We start from the raw sequence: 20,054 nt of genomic DNA, 5'->3' as shown, positions 1-20,054 counted from the left end.
CCGATCATGTCTTCGGGCGGCCCCCACGGGCTGATCCTGGCCGTGCATCCGTGGGTGGGCCGACGTCCGGGGCGGGCCGTCCGACGGCCGTCACCCACCCGGGCGCAGCGGGATCCGGTGCGCGGGTCAGCGCCGGGCCCCGCCGATGCGTCCCTCCAGCTGGACCAGCAATTCGCTGAGCTGCACGCTGAGTTCGCCGCGCGTTCGCTCGTCGAGGCCGGAGAGCACGGCGCGTTCGTACGCCAGCTGCCGGGGCAGCAGTTGGTCGACCAGGGCGCGCCCCTCCTCGGTGAGACGGACGTGTGTGACGCGCCGGTCGCGCTCGTCGCTGCGGCGGTCGACCAGGCCGCGCTCCTGGAGGATCCGGAGGCGCTTGGTGACGGCCGCACCGGAGGAGAACGTCTCCCTGGCCAGTTCGCCGGGGGTGAGTTCGCGGTCGGTACGCCGTACGGCGCCCAGCAGGTCGAATTCGGCGCGGGAGAGTCCGGCGGCGCGCAGAGGGGCGTCCTCCGCCTGCTGGAGCAGGGCGGCGCAGCGGTTGATGCGGCCGATGAGTTCCATCGGTCCGGTGTCCAGCTCCGGGTTGACGGCGTGCCACTGCCGTACCACCGAGGCGACGATGTCGTCGGTCACACCGCTCCGTTCTCCGGGGCGGGGGCGATCAGCCCCTGCCGTGTTGCTGTCGCCGCGAGCGTACGGTGTCCGGCCTGCTCGGCCGCGAGAATGTGCTCCTCGGGCAGGGCGCGCTGCCACCATTCGCCGGCTGCCGTGTCGCCGGCCTCGCGCAGTTCGACGAGCGATCCGGTGAGCCTGCGGCGGGCGGCATCTAGGGCGGCGGGCGCGGGCGCCGGGGCGGCGATGGTCCGTACGGCGTGGGCCCGGGCCCGGTCGGTGGCGGCGAGGGCCCGTTCCAGGCGTCCGGTGGCCCGTCGGTTGGTGACGGCCATGGCGGCGAGGATTCCGACGGCGGCTCCGATGACGGTGTCCAGGACCCGGTCACCGATGAGCTCTCCGGCCGGGTGCGTGCCGCCGAACTCGAGGACGAGGAGGGCCATCGGGGTCACGGCTATGGAGCCGAGCCAGTAGTTACGGGTGATCAGGGCCTCTGCGGCGAAGTTGAAGAAGAGGCAGCAGCCGATGAGTGCGAGCGAGCTCGTCCGGGAGACGGGGAGGACCGCGGCGAAGACGAGCACGCCGAGGAGGTTGCCGAGGGTGCGTTGCAGGGCGCGGTTCCAGGAGAGCGTGACGTTGGCCTGGTAGAGGGAGGCGGCGGTGACGATCGCCCAGTAGGGGCGGCCGACCCCGACGGCCATCGAGACATATCCGGCGAGTGCGCAGCCGATGAGGGCGCGGGCGGCGATGGGCAGCAGCGGGGAGCCGGGGGCGAGTGCGCGCAGCACCGCCCGGCGGGCGGTGCGTCGGCCTACAGTCCGGCGCGCGGCCCGCTCGGCGTCGATCCCGAAGAGCTCCTCGGCGGTGCCGGGAGCGGGCGGCGGGGTGGGGACGGGGCCGCGGGCCCGGGTCTGCCGGGCCCAGGCGCGGAGCCGATCGGGGCCGGCGACGCAGGCTTCGAGGTCGTCGCCGGTACGGGGACCAACTGCCGTGGGGGCGAGCTCGACGTGGCCACCACCATCGGTGTCGCCGACCCGGCACGCGTGGACGCCGGGGTGCGCACCCAGTGCTGCTCCCTGGGCGAGGGCGGCTTCGGCGTGGACGACGAGCCGCTCCAGCTCCCGGCGTACGGGGGTGGGGCGCCCGGCGGCGAGCAGTGTCTGCCAGGCCGTGTGGACGGCGGTGGCCGCGGCGTGCCGGGAGCGGTGCCCCGGGTCGTCCGCGTACGCGGCGGCAGCGGCCAGGGCTCGGGCGGTCGCGCGCCGCTCCGGGCCTTCCCTGCGCAGCAGCGCGGGCCCGACGGTGACCAGCCAGGAGATCGCGCCCGCGGCCACGGTCAGCGCCAGGTGTCCGGGGACCTGACCGAGGTGCTGCGGGGCGAAGAGTGCGGCCGAGGTGACAAAGGTGAAGATCACCGGTCCGGGCGGTCCGATGCGGGTGGCGTCGCAGACCACCTTCTGCCCGGCCGCGAGAAGCGCGCCGACGGCGATCAGCACGGCGGTCGAGTCGGTGAGTGAGGCCGTGACCAGGGATATCGCCATGCCGATGAGCATGCCGACGACGACTCCGGCGACGGTACGGGCGCGGCGGGCGTACGGGAGGCTGTGGCCGTACAGCGCACAGAGCGACCCGGCCATCGTGTACATCACGAGGTCGAGCCGGCCGAAGGCGAAGAGGGCAAGATTCGGTACGGCGGAGGCGACGACCACGCTCAGCGCCGGCTTGAACCACAGGTCCGAGGGGCGGGTCAGGCGCAACGGGCCGACCAGGGTAAGTCTGCGGACGGAGGAGGGCTGCCGGGTACGAATGGTTGAATCGCTCACCCAAATACTTTAGCAGATATTACACTCGTAAAATGGTTTCCTCATCCCGCGACGCACCGACCCCTTTCGCTGGCCCCGCTCCCCGGCCGGCCATAGCGTGCGAGAACACATGAACCTCCACGCTTTTCCGCAGTGACAGAGGGAACAGAGGAAACGCAATGAAGCTCACCAAACCGGTGTCCGGTGGCCCCTGCTGGGTCGAGCTCAGCACGCCCGACATCGCGGCAGCCAAGGCGTTCTACGCGGCGCTTTTCGGCTGGCGGTCCGAGACCGACCCGCGCGAGGAGGCCGGCGGCTACACGCTGGCGCACATCGGTGATGAGCGCGTCGCCGCACTCAGCCCCGTCTATCAGCCGGGCCGGCCACCGGCCTGGACGGTCTCGTTCGCCACCGAGGACACGGACGCCACGGTCGACAAGGTGACGGCGACAGGCGGCTCTCGGCTGGTCGGCCCGATGGACGTCTTCGACCAGGGGAGGTTCGCGGTGGTCGCGGACCCGACCGGCGCCGTGTTCTCGCTGTGGCAGGGACGCGCCTTCGCGGGCGCCGATCTGCTGAACGAGCCGGGCGCGCTCGGCTGGGTCGAACTCGTCACCCGAGAGGCCGATGCCGCCCTCTCCTTCTACCCGGCGGTCTTCGGCTGGACGGTCACCGCGTCGGAGACATACCCGCAGTGGGGCGTGGACGGCGCCGATTTCGGCGGCATGCTGGTGATGGACGACAAGTTCCCGCCCGAGGCACCGCCGAACTGGCTGCCCTACTTCGCAGTGACCGACGTCGACGCGACCGCGGCCACCGCACAGGGCGCGGGCGGCGAGCTGATGATGCCGCCGACGAGCGTCCCGGGCGGCCCACGGATCGCAGTGGTACGTGACCCGCAGGGCGCGGTCTTCGGCATCTACCTGACGGGCGAGGAAGGCTGAGGGCTGTCCTGCAATGGCGGAGGGGCGCTCTCGTACTTGGCGTATTCAGGCGTTCCGACAACGCAGCGAGGTGCCGTAGCTGCCGTCGTGCGCCCACCGAGGATCACGGGACAGTCCTTAGGGGTGTCCGGCGGATCACGGCCGGGGCCGGGGCCGTCACCCGGATCTGTCCCCGGTCGCTGACGGCACTGTCCGTGCCGGGGGCCCGCTGCTGGAGTCGCTGGACACGGAGTGCCGGGCCACACTGATCGCGACGCCCACGGACCGGCGCACCCACCGGTTCGACGTCCGTCCGCACAGCGCCGGTCAAACGGTCCTCCTGGAGTTCAGCTGATGTACGAGAGCGATGCCGGCCTGCTCGCCCCCGGGCGGGCCGGCTCCCCCGCCGAGGCCACCACCGGCGACAGCGCCTTCCTTCAGGCGATGCTCGACGCCGAGGCCGCTCTGACCCGCGCCCAGTCCGCCTGCGGACTCGCCCCCGCCGAGGCGGGGCGTGCGGTGACGGCGACGGCGGACGCCGCCCGCTTCGACGTACGCGATCTGGCGCTGCGGGCCCGCTCCGGCGGCAACCCGGTCATCCCCCTGGTCGTGGACCTCACGGCGGCCGTTCCCGAGGACGCCCGGCCGTATGTGCACCGGGGTGCGACCAGCCAGGACATCCTCGACACGGCCGCGATGCTGGTCGCCTCGCGAACGCTGGCAACGGTGCTCGACGATCTGGAGCGGGCGGCGGGCGAGGTGGCACGGCACGCGGCCACGCACCGCGACACACAGATGGCGGGGCGCACGCTCACCCAGCACGCCGTGCCGACCACGTTCGGGCTGAAGGCTGCGGGTTGGCGTGCGCTGATCCTCGACGCCCGGGACCGGCTGAGTGCGGTACGGGCGTCGCTGCCCGCCCAACTGGGTGGCGCGGCAGGCACATTGGCGGCCTTCTCCGCCTTCTCCGCTCCCGCCGCCTCCCCCACCGCACAGGAGGGCACCGACGGGGAGGAGGACACCGACGGGCAGGAGGAGGTCGACCTGCTTGCTCTGGTCTCTGCCTACGCGCGCGAACTCGGGCTGGCGGAACCGGTGTTGCCCTGGCACACCCTGCGTACCCCGATCGCCGATCTCGCCGGTGCGCTCGCCTTCACCGCGGGCGCTCTCGGCAAGATGGCGACCGACGTGCTCACGCTCTCCCGCACCGAGATCGGCGAGGTCGAGGAGGAGGAGGGGGGCGATTCGTCAGCCTTGCCGCACAAGGCGAATCCGGTACATGCCACGCTGATCGCGGCGGCCGCCCGCCGCGCCCCGGGCCTGGCGGCCACCCTGTACGGCTCGCTGGCCGCCGAGGACGAGCGGCCCGCCGGGGCGTGGCACGCCGAGTGGGAGCCGCTGCGCGATCTGCTGCGGCTCGTCGGCGGCGCGGCGCGCGACGGCGCCGCACTCGCGGCCGGACTGCGGGTCGTCCCGTACACCATGCGGGAGAACCTCCAGCTCACCGACGGTCTGATCGTCTCGGAGCGACTGGCTGCCGTGTTCGCCGACCGGATCGGCCGGGCGCGGGCCAGGGAGGTGCTGGCAGCCGCGGCGGACCGGGCTCACTCCGAGACGACGGACCTCGCCGATGTGCTCTTCGACGTCCTGCGCGAGGAACCCGAGCTCGCCGGCCTCGATCTGGCGGAACTGACCGACCCCACCCGGTACACAGGGTCCGCGGGCCCCCTCACCGACCGGGCGCTGGAACGCCGATGACTCCTCCGCCCGACCCTGCCGCGCCTCGGTAACGGCACACCGGGCCGGACGATCACCACGCTGCCGCCGCTAAGGACTGTCAGGACGGGCACCTCGACCGGCGGCCACGCTCGCCCGGTCGCCCCGGATCCGGGCGTGGATGTGCATGTCGTGCCAGCCGTCGGCGTGCAGATGCCCCCGCCGCCGGGTGCCCTCCAGCGCGAAGCCCGACTTGGTCGCGACACGGCAGGACGCCTCGTTCATGACCGAGTGGGCGAGCTCCAGACGCTCGAAGCCGACCTCGTCGAAGGCCCAGCGCGCCACAGCGGCCACGGACCTGGGTGCGACGCCCTGCCCGCGGGCGGCGGGCAGGGTCCAGTAGGCGCATTCGGCCTGTCCGATGCCCAGCATCAGTGAGCGGAGCGAGATCCGCCCGAGCAGTTCCTCGGCTGAATCCGGCGCGCCGTTCTTCGGGCGGACAACCGCCCAGTGGACACCGGTCTCGGCGTGCCAGGCGTCCTGCCACTGTTCGATCCAGTCACGGGCCTCGTCGCGGGAGTCGGCCCGCCGCAGGTGCCAGCGTTGGATCGCCGGGTCCGAGAATGCGGCGAGAACGGCGGGTGCGTCGGTGCGCTCCCACGGTCGAAGGAGCAGATCGCCGTCGACCTGCAGTGCCGGCTGCGCACCTTCCGCGAGATGACCGGAAGGGATGTGGGGCGGCACCAGGTAGGGCATGCCTGTCATCGTCCCACCGGGGGGCGCCCGTCCCGGGCAGCGGCCGTGCGGCCGTCCCGGGGACAAGCCTCCGCCCGCACGCCCGTACACGTGTGTACGGGCGTGCGGGCGGTGCGTGCCGTGCGGAAGGGGGCCGGTCAGCCGAGGCCGCGGGCGTCCTGCTTGAGGGCGGTGTCCACGGTCAGTGCCGTCGCCACGACGAGGCTCAGCAGCGGCTCGGGCAGCTGGTAGTGGATCTGCAGCACGTAGTTGTCCGCCGTCGTGAACAGCGTCTTCGCGAGGCCTTCCCAGGTCTTGGTGATCCGGGCGATCTCTGCGTCGTTGTGGTCGACGATCGCGAAGTTCCAGGCGCGCCAGTTCTCCGCCTTGATGGCACCGATCTTCTGACCGTCGACCACGATGGCGAAGTTGATCTTGCCGATGGCGTTCTGCTGGACGATCTCGCCGACGGGGCTGCCGTCCGGGCGCTGCACGACGACCCGGGACTTGATGAACTTCGCCGGGCGGGTCAGGAGCAGCTGCGGCTGACCGTACGCGTCACGGATCTCGAGCTTGTGGGTGAGGTACTGGTCGATGCTGGACACGAACCGCAGCACCTTGCGCAGCGCGCTCTGGCCGACCTGGATGACCGAGCCGATCGTGTTGCCGTGCTGGTCGAAGACGCTGTACTCGTTCGTCACCTCGATCAGCTTGGCCTTCTGGTTCACGACCAGGACCTGCTGATTGAAGAGCGAGGCGCCACCCGGGACGCCACCCTGCTGAGGCTGCGCCACCTGCTGAGGGGCGAACTGCTGCGGCGCGGCCTGCGGCTGAGCGGCGGCCTGCTGATACTGGGGGGCGGCCTGTTGCTGGGGCACCTGCCCCTGGGCCGGCGCCTGGGGCTGCTGTCCGCCGGCCGGGTTGGTGTGCTCGGTCCAGCGGGAGCCGTCCCAGTAGCGCAGCAGTTGGGGCGCGCCATGGGGGTCCGGATACCAGCCCGCAGATACGTTCGAGTGCGTTGTCACCGGGGCAGAGTATCCCGCCGGTCCGACAGCGGAAGCCTCTACTGCCGCATCCACAGCCGCACGCGTCGCGCAGTTCTTCACCAAGTACGTCCAGGGGCCGCAGACTCCGGAGCCGGGGGCCGCATGCACCGGCGGGATCGCCCGGTGACGTCCTCGGTACGCGCTCCGTGGCGGATGGGTGCGGCGGGAGCTGTGGTGCTGCTGCTGGCTCTGGGCCTGGTCGCGCTGATGTTCGTACGTCCGACCTCGTCGTCCACCCCGCAGGAGGCGAACCGGGCGGCCGTGCCCGCGGACGCCTCGGTCGATGTGGGGTTCGCGCGTGACATGTCGATCCACCATCAGCAGGCGGTCGAGATGTCGTTCATCGTCCGTGACCGGACGGCCGACGAGGACGTGCGGCGGCTCGCGTACGACATCATCAACACCCAGGCCAGTCAGCGCGGCATGATGCTCGGCTGGCTGGACGTGTGGGGCCGCGCCAAGAGCTCGAGCCGCCCGCCCATGAAGTGGATGGGCCACCCGGTCGAGCCCAGGGGCGACGGTTCACTGATGCCGGGCATGGCGACCGACACCGAGCTGGACGCACTGCGGGCGGCGAAGGGCAAGGACGCCGAGGTGATCTATCTCCGGCTGATGACCGTGCACCACCGGGCCGGTGAGGAGATGGCACAGGTGGCGGCCGCCGGGGCGGGCACCGACGAGATCAGGAATCTCACGGCGGGCATGGTCCGTGGCCAGCGGTCGGAGATCGCGCTGATGGCGGACATGACCGAGGAGCGCGGCGCCACGGCGTGAGCCGAACGGTCCGGGCTCGGTGGTCCCGCACGCAGGGACCACCGGGCCGGGGCCGGAGCACGCTCCGGACCGTACTGACGTGCGGCATCGCATAGGCTCATCAGCGATATGAAGAGCAACCTCACGACGCTGGGGCCCAAGGCCGACAAGGACACCGTGCGCCGGAGCAACCTCAGCCTGGTGCTGCGTGCCGTCCGTGACGAGGGCGACCGCGAGGCGACCAGGGCCGGGGTGGCCGCGCGCGTGGGGCTGACCCGTGCCGCCGTGTCCTCGCTGGTCGAGCAGCTGCTCGACAGCGGGTTCCTGACCGAGTCGGGCAAGACCTTCAGCGGGCAGGCCGGACGCCCCGGCACCGCACTCAAGGTGGCGCGCAGCGGCCCCGCCGGGCTCGGTGTGGAGGTCAACATCGACTATGTGTCGGTGTGCGTCGTCGATCTGGCCGGCACCGGCCGGGTCCGGCTGACGGAGCACCTCGACAACCGGGGCGCACCGCCCGCCGAGGTGCTGGCGCGGGCCGCCGGGATCGCGGCGCGCACCCTGGAATCGGCGGCCGAGCAGGAACTGTTCCCGGTCGGGGTGGCGCTCGCACTGCCCGGTCTGGTGTCCGGCGGCGCGGTGCGCCAGGCACCCAACCTGGGCTGGAACCAGGTTCCGGCCGAGGAACTCTTCGCGGCCTCGCTGGCCGCGCTGCGTCCCGGCCGCACGGAACTGCCGGTGAGTTCGGAGAACGAGGCCAATCTGGCGGCGCTGGCCGAGCTCTGGTTCGGCGGGCTCGACGAGGTCCGCAGCTTTCTGTACCTGACGGGTGAGATCGGCGTCGGCGGCGCCCTGGTCATCGACGGTGAACTGCTGCGCGGTGCGCACGGGTTCGCCGGGGAGATCGGGCATGTGGTGGTCGACGCGGACGGGCCGGAGTGCCGGTGCGGTTCGCGTGGCTGCCTGGAGCAGTACGCAGGACAGTCGGCACTCCTGCGGGCGGCCGGGATCGAGCAGACCGGCCGCGGCAGCGGGGTGGCCGAGCTGGAGCGGCGCACCCGGGCCGGGGACGAGCGGGCGGTGGCTGCGGTGGCCGAGGCCGGCCGGATGCTGGGCCGGGTGCTGTCCGGGGCGGTGAATCTGCTCGACCCGGACGCGGTGGTGCTCGGCGGCATCTATCGGGGCCTGATGCCGTGGCTGTCGGCGCCCGCCGACGAGGAGCTCACGGGCAGGGTGGTGTCCGGGCTGTGGTCGCGGAGCGGCGGGCGGCTGCGCGCCTCGTCGGTCGCGGGTGACGCTGCGCGGGGTGCGGCGGCACTGGTGATGCAGGACGTGCTGGCCGACCCCGCGGCGTACGCGACGAAGGCGGCGGGCTGACCACGGGGGATGTGCGGGCGGCGGGCCGAACCGGGGTGTGCGGCCGCCGGACCTGTCCGGCGGCCGCGCCCTGGCGTCAGCGGACCCCGAGCAGGTGGTCCAGCGCCAGCTGGTCCAACGCCTCGAAGGCCATGCTGCGCTCCGCCGCCGCGGTCACATCGAAGTCCTCGTACGCCGACCGGTCGGCCAGCAGCCCCGCCACGCCGTCCTCGGCGGTGGGCAGGGCCAGCTCGTCGAGCCGGGACGCGCGCAGCGCCTCCTGTACGGCCGGGTCGGCACGGAAGGCGGCGGCCCGCTCCTTGAGGATCAGGTAGTTGCGCATACAGCCGGCGGCCGACGCCCAGACTCCGTCGTAGCCCTCGGTCCGCGGCGGCTTGAAGTCGAAGTGGCGCGGGCCCTCGTAGTCGGAGGTCTCCAGGAGGTCGACGAGCCAGAAGGCCTGGCGCAGGTCGCCGGCGCCGAAGCGGAGGTCCTGGTCGTACTTGATGCCGGACTGACCGTTGAGGTCGATGTGGTAGAGCTTGCCGGCCCACAGGGCCTGTGCGATGCCGTGCGGGAAGTTCAGCCCGGCCATCTGCTCGTGGCCGACCTCGGGGTTCACCCCGTACATCTCGGGGCGCTCGAGGCGCTCGATGAACGCGAGGGCGTGGCCGACGGTGGGCAGCAGGATGTCGCCGCGCGGCTCGTTCGGCTTCGGCTCGATCGCGAACCGCAGGTCGTAGCCCTGCTCGACGACGTACTCGCCGAGCAGGTCGAAGGCCTCCTTCATCCGGTCCAGCGCCACCCGCACGTCCTTGGCGCCACCGGACTCCGCGCCCTCGCGGCCACCCCACGCCACATACGTGGTGGCGCCGAGCTCGACGGCGAGGTCGATGTTGCGGATGACCTTGCGCAGCGCGTAGCGGCGCACGTCGCGGTCGTTGGAGGTGAAGCCGCCGTCCTTGAACACCGGGTGGGTGAACAGGTTCGTCGTCGCCATGGGAACGACGAGACCGGCCGCGTCCAGCGCCTGCCGGAACCGCTTCACGAGGCCTTCGCGCTCGGTGTCCGTGGAGCCGAACGGGATCAGGTCGTCGTCATGGAAGGTCACACCGTACGCACCGAGCTCCGCGAGCCGCTGGACGGACTCGACCGGGTCGAGCGCCGCGCGGGTCGCGTCGCCGAACGGGTCGCGTCCCTGCCAGCCCACCGTCCACAGACCGAACGTGAATCGGTCTCCCGGGGTGGGCGTGAAGCGTTCCGTCATCGTCTGACCACCTTCGGTGCAGTCGGGTCCGCAACCGATCGAGGTCGTCGAACCCCCATTTGTTCAGTGTCATGATTAATCTTGCACGGCGCCCTGCCACGCCGTAACCCCTCGTCACCCATCGCGTCCGCGAATCGGGGGACGCCCCTGGTCCGAACGCGTGCGATCGCGTAATTTGTTTTCAGCACGACCAAATCGTTCGCACCTGTGCCCACCAGCACACCAGTGCATCCACACCCGCACACCCGCACCGCGAGAATGAGGTAACCCATGCCGCCGCGTACCGTCGTCATCGGCGTGGACAGCTCCACCCAGTCCACCAAGGCGGCCTTCGTCGACACCGCCACCGGTCAACTGCTCGCCGTCGGCCGTGCCCCGCATGTCGTCACGGGTGAGGCGGGGGCCCGCGAGACCGACCCCGAGGTGTGGTGGCAGGCGCTGCGCGCCGCCGTCGCCGCCGGGCTGAAGGAGTCCGGCGTACCCGCCGCGGACGTCACCGGCATCGCGGTGGCCGGTCAGCAGCACGGCCTGGTCGTTCTCGACCGTGAGGGCCGGCCGCTGCGGCCCGCCCTGCTGTGGAACGACACCCGCTCCGCCCCGCAGGCCGCCGCCCTCACCGCCGCGCTGGGCGGTGCGGCCGCCTGGACCGCCCGCACCGGATCGGTGCCGGTGGCCTCCATGACCGCGTCGAAGTGGCAGTGGCTGCGCGAGAACGAGCCGGAGACGGCCGCCGCGACCGCGGCGATCCGCCTCCCGCACGACTTCCTCACCGAACGGCTGACGGGAGTGGCCGTCACCGACCCCGGCGACGCCTCGGGCACCTGCTGGTACTCCACCGCCACCGGTGCGTACGACCCCGAACTTCTCGAACTGCTGGGCCTGGACCCCGCGTTGCTGCCCGAGGTGGCCACGACCGGAGCGGCCCGTGCCGGTTCGCTGACCGCCGAGGCGGCACAGACGCTGGGGCTGCCGGCCGGGATCGCCGTTGCGGCGGGCACCGGGGACAACATGAGCGCCGCGGTCGGCCTCGGTCTGGGCGGCGCCGGACTGCTCGACCACCCCGTGCTGAGCCTCGGCACCTCGGGTACGGTCTTCGCCGCCTCCGAAACCCGGCCCGCGTCGGCGGCGCTCTCCGGTTTCGCCGCGGCGGACGGTACGTACCTCCCGCTGGCCTGCACGCTCAACTGCACGCTCGCCGTGGACAAGGTCGCCGCCCTGCTCGGCCTGGACCGCAACGACACGGCACCCGGCGGTGAGGCGGTGCTGCTCCCCTACCTCGACGGCGAACGCACCCCCGACCTGCCCACGGCCTCCGGCCTGCTCACCGGCCTCCGGCACGACACCACCCCGCAGCAACTGCTCGGCGCCGCCTACGAAGGCGCGGTCGTCACCGTACTGCGCGCCCTCGACGAGCTGCTGCGGGCCTGCGGGCTCGACCCGGCCGACCCCGAGGTGGCCGCCCGGCCGCTGCGTCTGATCGGCGGCGGCGCGCAGGGGCACATGTGGGTGGAGACGGTACGACGGCTGTCCGGGCGACCCGTCGTCGTGCCCGGCAGCGGCGAACTGGTGGCGCTGGGCGCGGCCGCACTCGCCCAGGCGGCGGCCACCGGCCAGGACCCGGTCGCGATCGCCACCTCCTGGGACACCGGTGAAGACACCCGACTGGCGCCCGTCGAAAGGGACACGGAGACCTGGGAGCGGGTCGGTTCGGTCCTGGAGCGGGCCTCGGAGCCGCTGCTGGGCGGGGTCAAGTAGCGCGGCGACCTCGCGCGTTCACCGGGTGGTGCAGCCCCGGTAACGCATTTGTCGTCAATCGCCGGACGGGCTTGATCGCCGGTTTGGGGAAGCCATGTGATCTTCACTAGTATCCGGCGATGATCATAAGAAGAAGGCTGACGGTCGGGGTGGGCATTCTGCTTGCCACCCTGACCGCCGGGCTCGGCACGGCCCTCCCCGCCGCCGCCGACGAAGCCCCCACCAAAGCCTCCCCCAAGGTCGAGTTGGTACTCGACGTCAGCGGCTCCATGCGGACCCGTGACATCGACGGTCAGTCCCGGATGACCGCGGCGAAGCAGGCGTTCAACGAGGTCCTGGACGCGGTGCCCGAGCAGGTGCAGCTCGGCATCCGGACCCTCGGCGCCGACTACCCGGGCGACGACCGGAAGGTCGGCTGCAAGGACACCAAGCAGCTCTACCCCGTCGGCCCGCTCGACCGCACCGAGGCGAAGACCGCGGTCGCGACCCTGGCCCCCACCGGCTGGACCCCGATCGGCCCGGCCCTGCTGGGCGCAGCCGACGACCTCGAGGGCGGTGACTCCACCCGCCGGATCGTCCTGATCAGCGACGGCGAGGACACCTGCGGCCCGCTCGACCCGTGCGAGGTGGCACGCGACATCGCGGCCCGCGGCATCCACCTCGTCATCGACACGCTGGGCCTGGTGCCGAACGCGAAGATCCGCCAGCAGCTCACCTGCATCGCCGAGGCGACCGGCGGGACGTACACGGCCGTCCAGCACACCGATGAACTCTCCGGCCGCGTGACCCAGTTGGTGGACCGGGCGGCCGAGCCCGTCGTCACCCCGGTGGCGACCGAGGGCGCGGACAGCTGTTCCGCCGCCCCGCAGCTCAAGGCGGGTCTCTACACCGACCGCGAGAAGCTCGGCGAACACCGCTGGTACCGGGTGGACGTGCTGCCGGGCCAGGAGCTGCGCGCCTCGGTGAGTGTGTCGGCGGACCGAGCCGTCAACAACGACTACGGCGTGCTGCTGCGCGCCGTCACGGTGCACGGCCGGGAGATCGTCAGAGGATCGGAGTCCGGCACCGGTCGCACCGACGCGATCTCGTCCGGTCTGCGCTACCCCAAGCCCGAGCAGGACGACACGGACAGCACGGACGGCGAGGACAAGCCGGCGGCGGAGACCGTCTGCCTCCAGCTCAGCAACTCCTTCTCGGCCCCCGCCTCCGTGAAGACCTCGCCGGGCATGCCGGTCGAGCTGACCGTCGACGTGGTGGACGCGCCGGACGACGCGGCCGACGCCGCCGCGTTCGGTCTCGGCCGCGGCTGGTGGCTGCTGGGCGTACTCGTCCTGACCGGACTGATCGCGGGTCTGCTCCTCGGCTGGATCTCGCGCTGGCGCATCGCCGTATGGAGGACCAACTGATGGTGCGTACAAGACGAGTACTCGCGGGTGCGCTGCTGGCCGGGTTCGCCCTGCTGACTTCGGCGGGGGCGGCCGCGGCCGACGCCCCGTCCGCGAGCCCGAGCCCGAGCGCGTCCGACGGCAGTGCGGGTCCCACCGAGGCAGGCACCACATTCCGTACCGCCACGGCGATCCAGCAGAACCAGCGCGCCACCGCCGGGGCGTCCACGGGTGACTACCTGTACTGGGTGTTCCCCGCCGACGCGGGCCAGCGAGCCACCGTCAAGGCGACGGTCACCCTGCCCGAGAGCGCAACCCGGCACGGCGTGTCGACCTGGCAGGTCGATGTGTACGACGGGCTGCGGCGCCGACAGGCGTGCATGTACGGCCACCAGACCAGGGAAGCGGCCGCGGACGCGTCGACGGTCGAACTCTCCTGCGTCCTGCGGACGGTCCGTGCCTGGTCCGAGCCGTGGGCCGACGACCCGCTGCCGGGCAGCTACTACGTACGCCTCACCGTCGTCGATCTGCCGTCGGCGGATCTCGGGCAACCGGTGCGGACCGAGGTCGAGGTGACGGCGGCCGGCAAGGGCGGAGCCCACGACGTCGACGGCGCACTGAGCGAGCCACTGGTGCCCGGGGCGTCCTCCGTGCAGCAGACGTCCGACGACGCGTCCTCGGGCGACGAGTCCACGACCCGGGTGTCACTCGGCAGCGAGCCGGACGACGGCTGGGCCTCCGGCTGGTGGACGGACCGCTGGATCTGGACCGTCGGCGGTGGCGTCCTCGGCGCGCTCGCGGCCGTGTTCGGCTACTCCCTGACCCGCGGCAGCGGCCGCCCGTCCCGGGTCCCGCCGGGCGTCTGACCGCCCTTCGGCCGCACTCCGGCCCCCTCCGCGGCGCCTTCGTCCCTCATTTCCGGGGCGGGGGCGCCGTGGCGCGCCAGGCCGACATGACGGAGTCCGCCGAGGAGATGGGCGCGGAACGTGGGGTCCAGGTACGCCTCGCGGGTGTGCCCGAGCGCGGTGTAGAAGACCCGGGCGCCGGCATGTTCATGGGCCCAGACCAGGGGATGGTCGGCTCCCATGCCGCCGCCTTCGTACGTGGACTCGTCGGCGCGGGCGAGCACCCGCACACTGCCCCGCGGGTTCGCCCGGAAGTCGTACCACTCGTCGGTGAACTCCCAGGTGGCACCGAGATGCGCGGTCGCCGGGTGGCCGTGGTCCTCGACGATCACCGTTCCCGGCTGGAGGGCGGGATGGCGGTCGAACCTGGCTCCGAGGAGTTCGCCGTAGAACGGCCAGTCGTACTCCGTACAGGCCGCGGCGTGCACCCCCATGAACCCGCCGCCCGCAGCGCAGTACGCCCGAAGTCCGGTGCGCCCGGCAGGGGTGAGGACTTCCCCGCTGGTGGAGAGGAACACCACGGCGGCGTAGCCCGCGAGTTCGCTCTCGAAGACGTCCGGCGCCTCTGTCGCGTCGACGGCGAAGCCGTGCCCGGCACCGAGTTCACGGAACGCGGTGACTGCGTCGGGGATCGATTCGTGCCGGTAAGCGGTGGTACGGGTGAAGACGAGGATCTTCGGGAGACTGCGCGACGCCATCTCATGCTCCGGAGGCCGGCTCGGGCGGGACGCCCCTCATCATGCCCGCCGGACGACCACTTTCACCGACTCACGGACGGGGCCGGGGACGGTCGGATCCAGCTGGTGGAAAGGGGCTTGTGCTGTTCGATCCGCCGGGATTCGCTTGTCCCATGCAGCGAACGGTCTCTTCGTACCACCATGCGCATGACCACGCATCCCACCGACCGGGCACACTCGATCACCGTTACCGGGGCGAGCACCCGGTGCGCACCCTCGGCTATCTTCTGCAGCCCGACCGTCGACGCATCGCGATCGCCGCAGCCGTCTTCGTCGTCAAGCACAGTCCCGTGTGGCTGCTTCCGCTGATCACGGCGAACATCATCGACGTGGTAGTCCAGCACCGCCCCGAACGGGAGCTGTGGCTCAACGCGGGCGCACTGCTGTGTGTGCTCGTCCTCAACTACCCGATGCATCTGCTCTACGTACGCTGTCTCGGCGGCAGCGTACGTCGGATGGGCACCGCGCTGCGCGACGCGCTCTGCCGCCGCATGCAGCAGCTGTCCATCGGCTACCACTCGCGGACGAGCGCGGGTGTTCTCCAGGCCAAGGTGGTCCGGGACGTGGAGAGCGTCGAGCAGATGGTGCAGCAGTCCGCCGACATGGGGCTGGCCGCCGTCGTCACGCTGATCGGCGGGCTCACCGTCATCGCCGTCCGTGTTCCGTCGTTCCTGCCGGTGTTCCTGGTGGTCGTCCCGGCTGCCGCCCTGCTGGTCATGCGGCTGCGGGCCCGGCTGCGGAGCCACAACGAGTCGTTCCGCCAGGAGGTGGAGCAACTCTCCGCCCGGGTCAGCGAGATGACCAGCCTGATCCCCATCACCCGTGCCCACGGTCTGGAGCGCACGGCGCTCGGCCGCGTCGACGGTTCGCTGCGCCAGGTCTTCACGGCCGGCCTGCGTCTCGATCTGCTCAACGGCCGCTTCGGATCGCTCGCCTGGATCCTGCTGAACTCGCTCGGCGTGGCCTGCCTGGCAGGATCGGCCCTGGTCGCGTACCACGGCTGGCTTCCCATCACGGCGGGCGACGTGGTGATGCTGAGCGCCTTCTTCACCACGCTCACCGGATCGATGACCACCCTGCTCAGCCTCGCGCCGATCATCAGCAAGGGCCTGGAGTCGGTGCGTTCGGCCGGCGAGGTCCTTCAGGCTCCGGACCTGGAGAGCAACGCGGGCAAGGACCGGGTCGACGAGGTGCAGGGCCGCATCGACTTCGAGCGGGTCGGCTTCGGTTACGAGGGAGTGAACGGCCCCGCTGTCGAGGACTTCACCCTGTCGGCGCGCCCCGGCGAGACGGTCGCTCTGGTCGGCGCCTCGGGGGCAGGCAAGTCGACGGCGCTGAACCTCCTCATCGGCTTCATCCGCCCGACGTCGGGCCGCATCCTGCTGGACGGCACCGACATGGCCACCCTGGATCTGCGCAGCTACCGCCGGTTCCTGTCCGTCGTACCGCAGGAGTCCATCCTGTTCGAGGGCACCATCAGGGAGAACGTCACCTACGGCATGGGCGAAACCGCCGAGCAGACGGTCCGTCAGGCCTTGCGGGACGCGAACGCGCTCGACTTCGTCGAAGACCTGCCCGACGGCCTGTCGACGGTCGTCGGAGAGCGGGGGGCGCGACTGTCGGGCGGCCAGAAGCAGCGACTCGCCATCGCCCGCGCGCTGATCCGCAACCCCCGGGTACTGATCCTGGACGAGGCGACCTCGGCCCTGGACACCCGCTCGGAGGCCCTGGTCCAGGAGGCGCTCGCCCGGCTGATCCACGGCCGCACGGTCTTCGTCGTCGCCCACCGGCTCTCCACCATCCGGGCGGCGGACCGCATCGTGGCCATGGACCGGGGCCGGATAGCCGAGGTGGGGACCCATGAGGAGCTGCTGGGGCGGGGCGGGGTGTACGCGGGGTTGCAGCCGGCGAAGTCCGCGTAGGGCCTGTCGGCGCAAGGGCGAAAGCACGGCACGCCCGACCACACTCCCGTAACGCGGCACGGTTACTCTCGACAACTCACGTACCCCATAAGGCAGATGGGCTTCCCGATCCATCGGCCACCGTGAAGTCCAGCCATGTCGCCGCGTACCGGATCCGGGTACGCCATCAGCGAGCGGAGACCTCTCATGTCCACGGAGACCGGCCCGGCCATCGACGCCGAGCCGCGCGGCCACGTTCCCGTACCGGGCCCCAGAGGGCTGCCGTTTCTCGGGAATCTGCCGCAGTTCGGGAAGAACCCGCTGGCGTTCTTCGAGCGGCTGCGCGGGTACGGGGACATGGTCAGCTGGCGCTTCGGCCCCAACTCCTGTGTGTTCATAGCCGATCCGGAGTGCATCGGCGAAATGCTCACCGCGACGGAACGCACCTTCGACCAGCCGGCGCTGGGCATCGCGTTCCGCACCGTGATGGGCAACGGCGTGGTGGTGGCGCGCGGTCCGGACTGGCGGCGGAAGCGGTCGTTGGTGCAGCCGTCGGTACGGCCGAAGCAGGTGCGGTCGTACGCGGCGACGATGGCGGACAGCACGGTGGAGCTGGCGGACACCTGGTCCGGCGGTGAACGCATCGACATCAAGCGGGAGATGGCCGCGCTGACGCAGCGGATCGCCGTCCGCACCATCTTCGGGGTGGACACCCCGGCGGACGCCGAGGCGATGGGCCGGGCGATGGATGTCGCCCAGCAGGAGATCGGCAAGGAGTTCAGCGGCATCGGCGCGCTGCTCCCCGACTGGGTGCCGACGCCGGGCCGCTCCAGGATCAAGAAGGCCGCCGCGGTCATCGACGCCGAGGTGGGCCGGGTCGTCGCCCGGCACCGCGACGGGGACGGCGAGCGCCCCGACCTGCTGAGCCGGCTGCTGACCGCGGTGGACGAGAACGGCGCGCAGCTCACGGACGAGGAGATCCGCGACGAGACCGTCACCCTCTACATCGGCGGCCACGAGACCACCAGCTCCACCCTGGTCTGGGCGTGGTACCTGCTGTCCCGCAATCCGCAGGCGCGGGCCGCGCTCACCGAGGAGCTGGACCGGGTTCTCGGCGACCGGGAGCCGGAGTTCGACGACTACGCGCGACTGACGTACGCCCAGGCCGTGGTCAAGGAGACGCTGCGGCTGTACCCGACGATCTGGCTGGTGACCGGGGTCGCCAAGGAGGGGGCGCGGATCGGCGGCGTGGACATGCCGAAGGGCACCAGGGTGTGGACGAGCCAATGGGCGACGCACCGCGACGAGCGGTGGTTCCCGGAGCCGCAGGAGTTCCGCCCGGAGCGCTGGGACGCCGAGAGCGGCGACGACATCGCGGAGTACGCGTGGTTCCCGTTCGGCGGCGGCCCCCGGGTCTGCCTCGGTACGCGGTTCGCGATGGTCGAGGCGGTGCTGATCCTGGCGGTGCTGGCGCGCCGGTTCGAGCTGGAGGTGGACGCGGGCGACGTCAACCCCGTGCCCACGCTGACACTCCAGCCGGACCGGGATGTCATGGCGACGGTACGGGCCCGGTAGTCCGCCGGGAGCGTGTCCGTATGGCGGAACGGTGGCGGGCGCGGTGTGCAACCGCCTTCCGCCGTACGGCATCCTCGTGCTGAACGAGTAGTCCGGCCCCGGACTCCGTGGCGATCACGCCGGTGCGGGGCCGTACCTGACGGCGGAGGATGCGGAACCCGATGACTGACAACTCCGAGATGGTGGCCTTTGTGCGGGCGCGCCTGGCCGAGGAGGAACAGGTTGCGCGAGCGGCCGGCGGCCAGAGTTGGCGGTGCCCGGCCGAGACGCCGGGGGAGGTCCATGACCGGACCGGCGCCATCGCGTTCAGCCTGCGGACCCATGGTTACGACGATCACATCGCCCTGCAGGATCCCGCGCGCACGCTCCGCCGCGTCGAGACGAGCAGGGTCCTGCTGGACGAGTACGAAGAGGTCGCCGCCCTGGACGCCGACCGCCCCCACCACGACTTCGCCTCCGGCCGCGCGGTCGGACTGGGCTTCGTGGTACGGCAGATGGCCGCGGAGGACGCCGGGCACCCCGACTACCAGGCGAAGTGGCTGCCCCGGTTCACCCAGTGACCAACCGTCCGTGCAACGCGGCCCCACCGGGCACGCCGGGTCGGCCCGCCGTCGGCGTCGGCGGTCGACGTGGGTGGGCGCCTCGCCGAGCGGGACGCCCACCATCCGGCCCGCACCGCGTCGCGTCCGCAGTCGGTGACGGGTACGTGGACGTTGCGGCGACATGCCGCAACCACAGGTTTGCCGTCCTTCGGGGCGCAGCTCTTCGCCGAGCACTGCGGCCACCACGGGCCGGCCGCGGACGTCCGGCCGGTCCTCCCCACCCCTGCGTTCCCCCGCCGAAGGTTCACAGTCCTCACAGCGGGCAGGTCGCAACCGGACGGCAGATACTGATCTGGTCCTTCCGCACCAGACCTTCGCCGCGACACCGGCCACCCTGCCGCAATCAGGCCGTCGAGCAACCGGGAGCAACACCATGCGTCTCCGCCGCCCTCCGACCTCCGCAATCAGCGTCCCGGCCGTGGCAGCGACCGCCGTGTTGCTGGCCGCCACCAGCGCTTCGGCCACGGTCGGCACCGTGCACTCGGCAGGGCTCAGCCGGCTCGGCACGTGTCAGGAGAAGGCCCTCGGTGTGAAGGCGGCGCCCGGTGGCCCGGAGAACGTGGTGCACATCAGCGTCACCAATCACGGCGGTTCCAGTTGCGTCGTGGACAGGATTCCGACGATCACTTTCGCCGGGCTCGACGGCTCCGCCCAGACCGTGCCGCCCGCCGAGAGCGGGCCGTACACCCTCGCCCGCGGCGGGCGGGCGTACGCCGCCCTCCGCACCGCGGACCCGGCGAGTACCGAGGGGCATTTCGTCGGCACCCTGAGTGTGTCGGCCGATCCCTCGCACTACGGGGTCACCTTCGGCGCGGCCGCCGTGGGCATGCCGCAGGGGATCCACGTCTGGGAGCCGATCACCACGCTCTGGCACGGGTCGGCGGCGGCCGCCTCCTCGGCGCTGGCTGACGCGCTGCGCTGAGGGCTGTCCCTCACCCCGCCCCCGCGGCGCGAGGTGAGGGCACGTCCGTGCGTACGTCGACGCGT

Annotated in this window: 16 protein-coding genes and 1 pseudogene; 11 read left to right on the top strand and 6 right to left on the bottom strand. The window is 71.8% G+C overall.

Annotation, left to right across the window (positions count from 1 at the left end; all coding sequences use genetic code 11):
- Positions 1 to 126 precede the first annotated feature (126 nt).
- Together ACIA8E_RS11630 and ACIA8E_RS11625 are read right to left on the bottom strand one after the other, a co-directional pair.
- Complete coding sequence (locus ACIA8E_RS11630; RefSeq protein WP_399296926.1) at positions 127 to 633, bottom strand: MarR family winged helix-turn-helix transcriptional regulator; 507 nt, start codon at positions 631 to 633, stop codon at positions 127 to 129.
- Entirely contained in the window at positions 630 to 2,435 is a 1,806-nt protein-coding gene (locus ACIA8E_RS11625; RefSeq protein ID WP_399296924.1) for an FUSC family protein, read from the bottom strand. The genes ACIA8E_RS11630 and ACIA8E_RS11625 overlap by 4 nt, the downstream gene beginning before the upstream one ends.
- 158 nt (positions 2,436 to 2,593) lie before the next feature.
- Between ACIA8E_RS11625 and ACIA8E_RS11620 the strand changes: the two genes are divergently transcribed.
- Positions 2,594 to 3,358 (top strand): VOC family protein, encoded by a 765-nt coding sequence (locus tag ACIA8E_RS11620; RefSeq protein WP_399296922.1) that lies wholly within the window; start codon positions 2,594 to 2,596, stop codon positions 3,356 to 3,358.
- A 333-nt stretch (positions 3,359 to 3,691) separates the two neighbouring features.
- Positions 3,692 to 5,095 carry a 3-carboxy-cis,cis-muconate cycloisomerase gene (pcaB, locus tag ACIA8E_RS11615; RefSeq protein ID WP_399296920.1) on the top strand — a complete coding sequence of 468 codons (1,404 nt, stop codon included), beginning with the start codon at positions 3,692 to 3,694 and terminating at the stop codon, positions 5,093 to 5,095.
- Between the two features lie 69 nt (positions 5,096 to 5,164).
- Here pcaB and ACIA8E_RS11610 read toward each other — a convergent pair whose 3' ends face one another.
- Positions 5,165 to 5,809, bottom strand: a complete 645-nt coding sequence (locus ACIA8E_RS11610) for a GNAT family N-acetyltransferase (RefSeq protein ID WP_399296918.1) — start codon at positions 5,807 to 5,809, stop codon at positions 5,165 to 5,167.
- 137 nt (positions 5,810 to 5,946) lie between these two features.
- Positions 5,947 to 6,813, bottom strand: a complete 867-nt coding sequence (locus ACIA8E_RS11605) for a phospholipid scramblase-related protein (RefSeq protein WP_399296916.1) — start codon at positions 6,811 to 6,813, stop codon at positions 5,947 to 5,949.
- Between the two features lie 123 nt (positions 6,814 to 6,936).
- On the opposite strand from ACIA8E_RS11605, the gene ACIA8E_RS11600 reads away from it, so the two are divergent.
- Positions 6,937 to 7,608: a DUF305 domain-containing protein gene (locus ACIA8E_RS11600; RefSeq protein WP_399296914.1), complete on the top strand. Its 672-nt coding sequence runs from the start codon at positions 6,937 to 6,939 to the stop codon at positions 7,606 to 7,608.
- 108 nt (positions 7,609 to 7,716) lie between these two features.
- Positions 7,717 to 8,961, top strand: coding sequence for an ROK family protein (locus ACIA8E_RS11595; protein WP_399296912.1), 1,245 nt, complete (start codon positions 7,717 to 7,719; stop codon positions 8,959 to 8,961).
- A gap of 76 nt (positions 8,962 to 9,037) precedes the next feature.
- On the opposite strand, the gene xylA is transcribed toward ACIA8E_RS11595, so the two are convergent.
- The gene (gene xylA / locus ACIA8E_RS11590; protein ID WP_399296910.1) at positions 9,038 to 10,207 is read right to left on the bottom strand and encodes a xylose isomerase; all 1,170 of its coding nucleotides are present in this window, start codon (positions 10,205 to 10,207) and stop codon (positions 9,038 to 9,040) included.
- A gap of 270 nt (positions 10,208 to 10,477) precedes the next feature.
- On the opposite strand from xylA, the gene xylB reads away from it, so the two are divergent.
- The 3 genes from xylB to ACIA8E_RS11575 all read left to right on the top strand — a co-directional run bounded on the left by xylB (position 10,478) and on the right by ACIA8E_RS11575 (position 14,213).
- A complete protein-coding gene (gene xylB / locus ACIA8E_RS11585) occupies positions 10,478 to 11,962 on the top strand; it encodes a xylulokinase (RefSeq protein ID WP_399296908.1) in 1,485 nt (494 codons plus the stop codon).
- Between the two features lie 119 nt (positions 11,963 to 12,081).
- Positions 12,082 to 13,368, top strand: coding sequence for a VWA domain-containing protein (locus ACIA8E_RS11580; RefSeq protein ID WP_399296906.1), 1,287 nt, complete (start codon positions 12,082 to 12,084; stop codon positions 13,366 to 13,368).
- Positions 13,368 to 14,213, top strand: a complete 846-nt coding sequence (locus ACIA8E_RS11575) for a hypothetical protein (protein WP_399296904.1) — start codon at positions 13,368 to 13,370, stop codon at positions 14,211 to 14,213. Before ACIA8E_RS11580 ends, ACIA8E_RS11575 begins: the two co-directional genes overlap by 1 nt.
- An 83-nt stretch (positions 14,214 to 14,296) precedes the next feature.
- On the opposite strand, the pseudogene ACIA8E_RS11570 reads toward ACIA8E_RS11575, so the two are convergent.
- A pseudogene (locus ACIA8E_RS11570) lies at positions 14,297 to 14,950 on the bottom strand (ThuA domain-containing protein); the annotation flags it as partial.
- 152 nt (positions 14,951 to 15,102) lie between these two features.
- Between ACIA8E_RS11570 and ACIA8E_RS11565 the strand changes: the two are divergent.
- The 4 genes from ACIA8E_RS11565 (at position 15,103) to ACIA8E_RS11550 (ending at position 19,989) form a co-directional block, all read left to right on the top strand.
- The gene (locus tag ACIA8E_RS11565; RefSeq protein ID WP_399296902.1) at positions 15,103 to 16,911 is read left to right on the top strand and encodes an ABC transporter ATP-binding protein; all 1,809 of its coding nucleotides are present in this window, start codon (positions 15,103 to 15,105) and stop codon (positions 16,909 to 16,911) included.
- 186 nt (positions 16,912 to 17,097) lie between these two features.
- The gene (locus ACIA8E_RS11560) at positions 17,098 to 18,465 is read left to right on the top strand and encodes a cytochrome P450 (RefSeq protein ID WP_399296900.1); all 1,368 of its coding nucleotides are present in this window, start codon (positions 17,098 to 17,100) and stop codon (positions 18,463 to 18,465) included.
- 161 nt (positions 18,466 to 18,626) lie between these two features.
- Positions 18,627 to 19,025: a DUF6221 family protein gene (locus tag ACIA8E_RS11555; RefSeq protein ID WP_399296898.1), complete on the top strand. Its 399-nt coding sequence runs from the start codon at positions 18,627 to 18,629 to the stop codon at positions 19,023 to 19,025.
- 460 nt (positions 19,026 to 19,485) lie between these two features.
- A complete protein-coding gene (locus ACIA8E_RS11550) occupies positions 19,486 to 19,989 on the top strand; it encodes a DUF4232 domain-containing protein (RefSeq protein WP_399296896.1) in 504 nt (167 codons plus the stop codon).
- Positions 19,990 to 20,054 lie beyond the last annotated feature (65 nt).

This window comes from Streptomyces sp. NPDC051664 (assembly GCF_044453545.1).
Taxonomy (GTDB): domain Bacteria; phylum Actinomycetota; class Actinomycetes; order Streptomycetales; family Streptomycetaceae; genus Streptomyces.
This window is presented reverse-complemented; position numbering and strand designations above follow the sequence as displayed.

Excerpts from the sequence above, each read along its gene's own strand:
- ACIA8E_RS11620 (WP_399296922.1), top strand. The coding sequence starts at position 2,594 with ATGAAGCTCACCAAACCGGTGTCCGGTGGCCCCTGCTGGGTCGAGCTC.
- ACIA8E_RS11595 (WP_399296912.1), top strand. The coding sequence starts at position 7,717 with ATGAAGAGCAACCTCACGACGCTGGGGCCCAAGGCCGACAAGGACACC.
- ACIA8E_RS11575 (WP_399296904.1), top strand. The coding sequence starts at position 13,368 with ATGGTGCGTACAAGACGAGTACTCGCGGGTGCGCTGCTGGCCGGGTTC.
- ACIA8E_RS11565 (WP_399296902.1), top strand. The coding sequence starts at position 15,103 with ATGCAGCGAACGGTCTCTTCGTACCACCATGCGCATGACCACGCATCC.
- pcaB (WP_399296920.1), top strand. The coding sequence starts at position 3,692 with ATGTACGAGAGCGATGCCGGCCTGCTCGCCCCCGGGCGGGCCGGCTCC.
- ACIA8E_RS11580 (WP_399296906.1), top strand. The coding sequence starts at position 12,082 with ATGATCATAAGAAGAAGGCTGACGGTCGGGGTGGGCATTCTGCTTGCC.
- xylA (WP_399296910.1), bottom strand. The coding sequence starts at position 10,207 with ATGACGGAACGCTTCACGCCCACCCCGGGAGACCGATTCACGTTCGGT.
- ACIA8E_RS11600 (WP_399296914.1), top strand. The coding sequence starts at position 6,937 with ATGCACCGGCGGGATCGCCCGGTGACGTCCTCGGTACGCGCTCCGTGG.
- ACIA8E_RS11555 (WP_399296898.1), top strand. The coding sequence starts at position 18,627 with ATGACTGACAACTCCGAGATGGTGGCCTTTGTGCGGGCGCGCCTGGCC.
- xylB (WP_399296908.1), top strand. The coding sequence starts at position 10,478 with ATGCCGCCGCGTACCGTCGTCATCGGCGTGGACAGCTCCACCCAGTCC.
- ACIA8E_RS11610 (WP_399296918.1), bottom strand. The coding sequence starts at position 5,809 with ATGCCCTACCTGGTGCCGCCCCACATCCCTTCCGGTCATCTCGCGGAA.
- ACIA8E_RS11560 (WP_399296900.1), top strand. The coding sequence starts at position 17,098 with ATGTCCACGGAGACCGGCCCGGCCATCGACGCCGAGCCGCGCGGCCAC.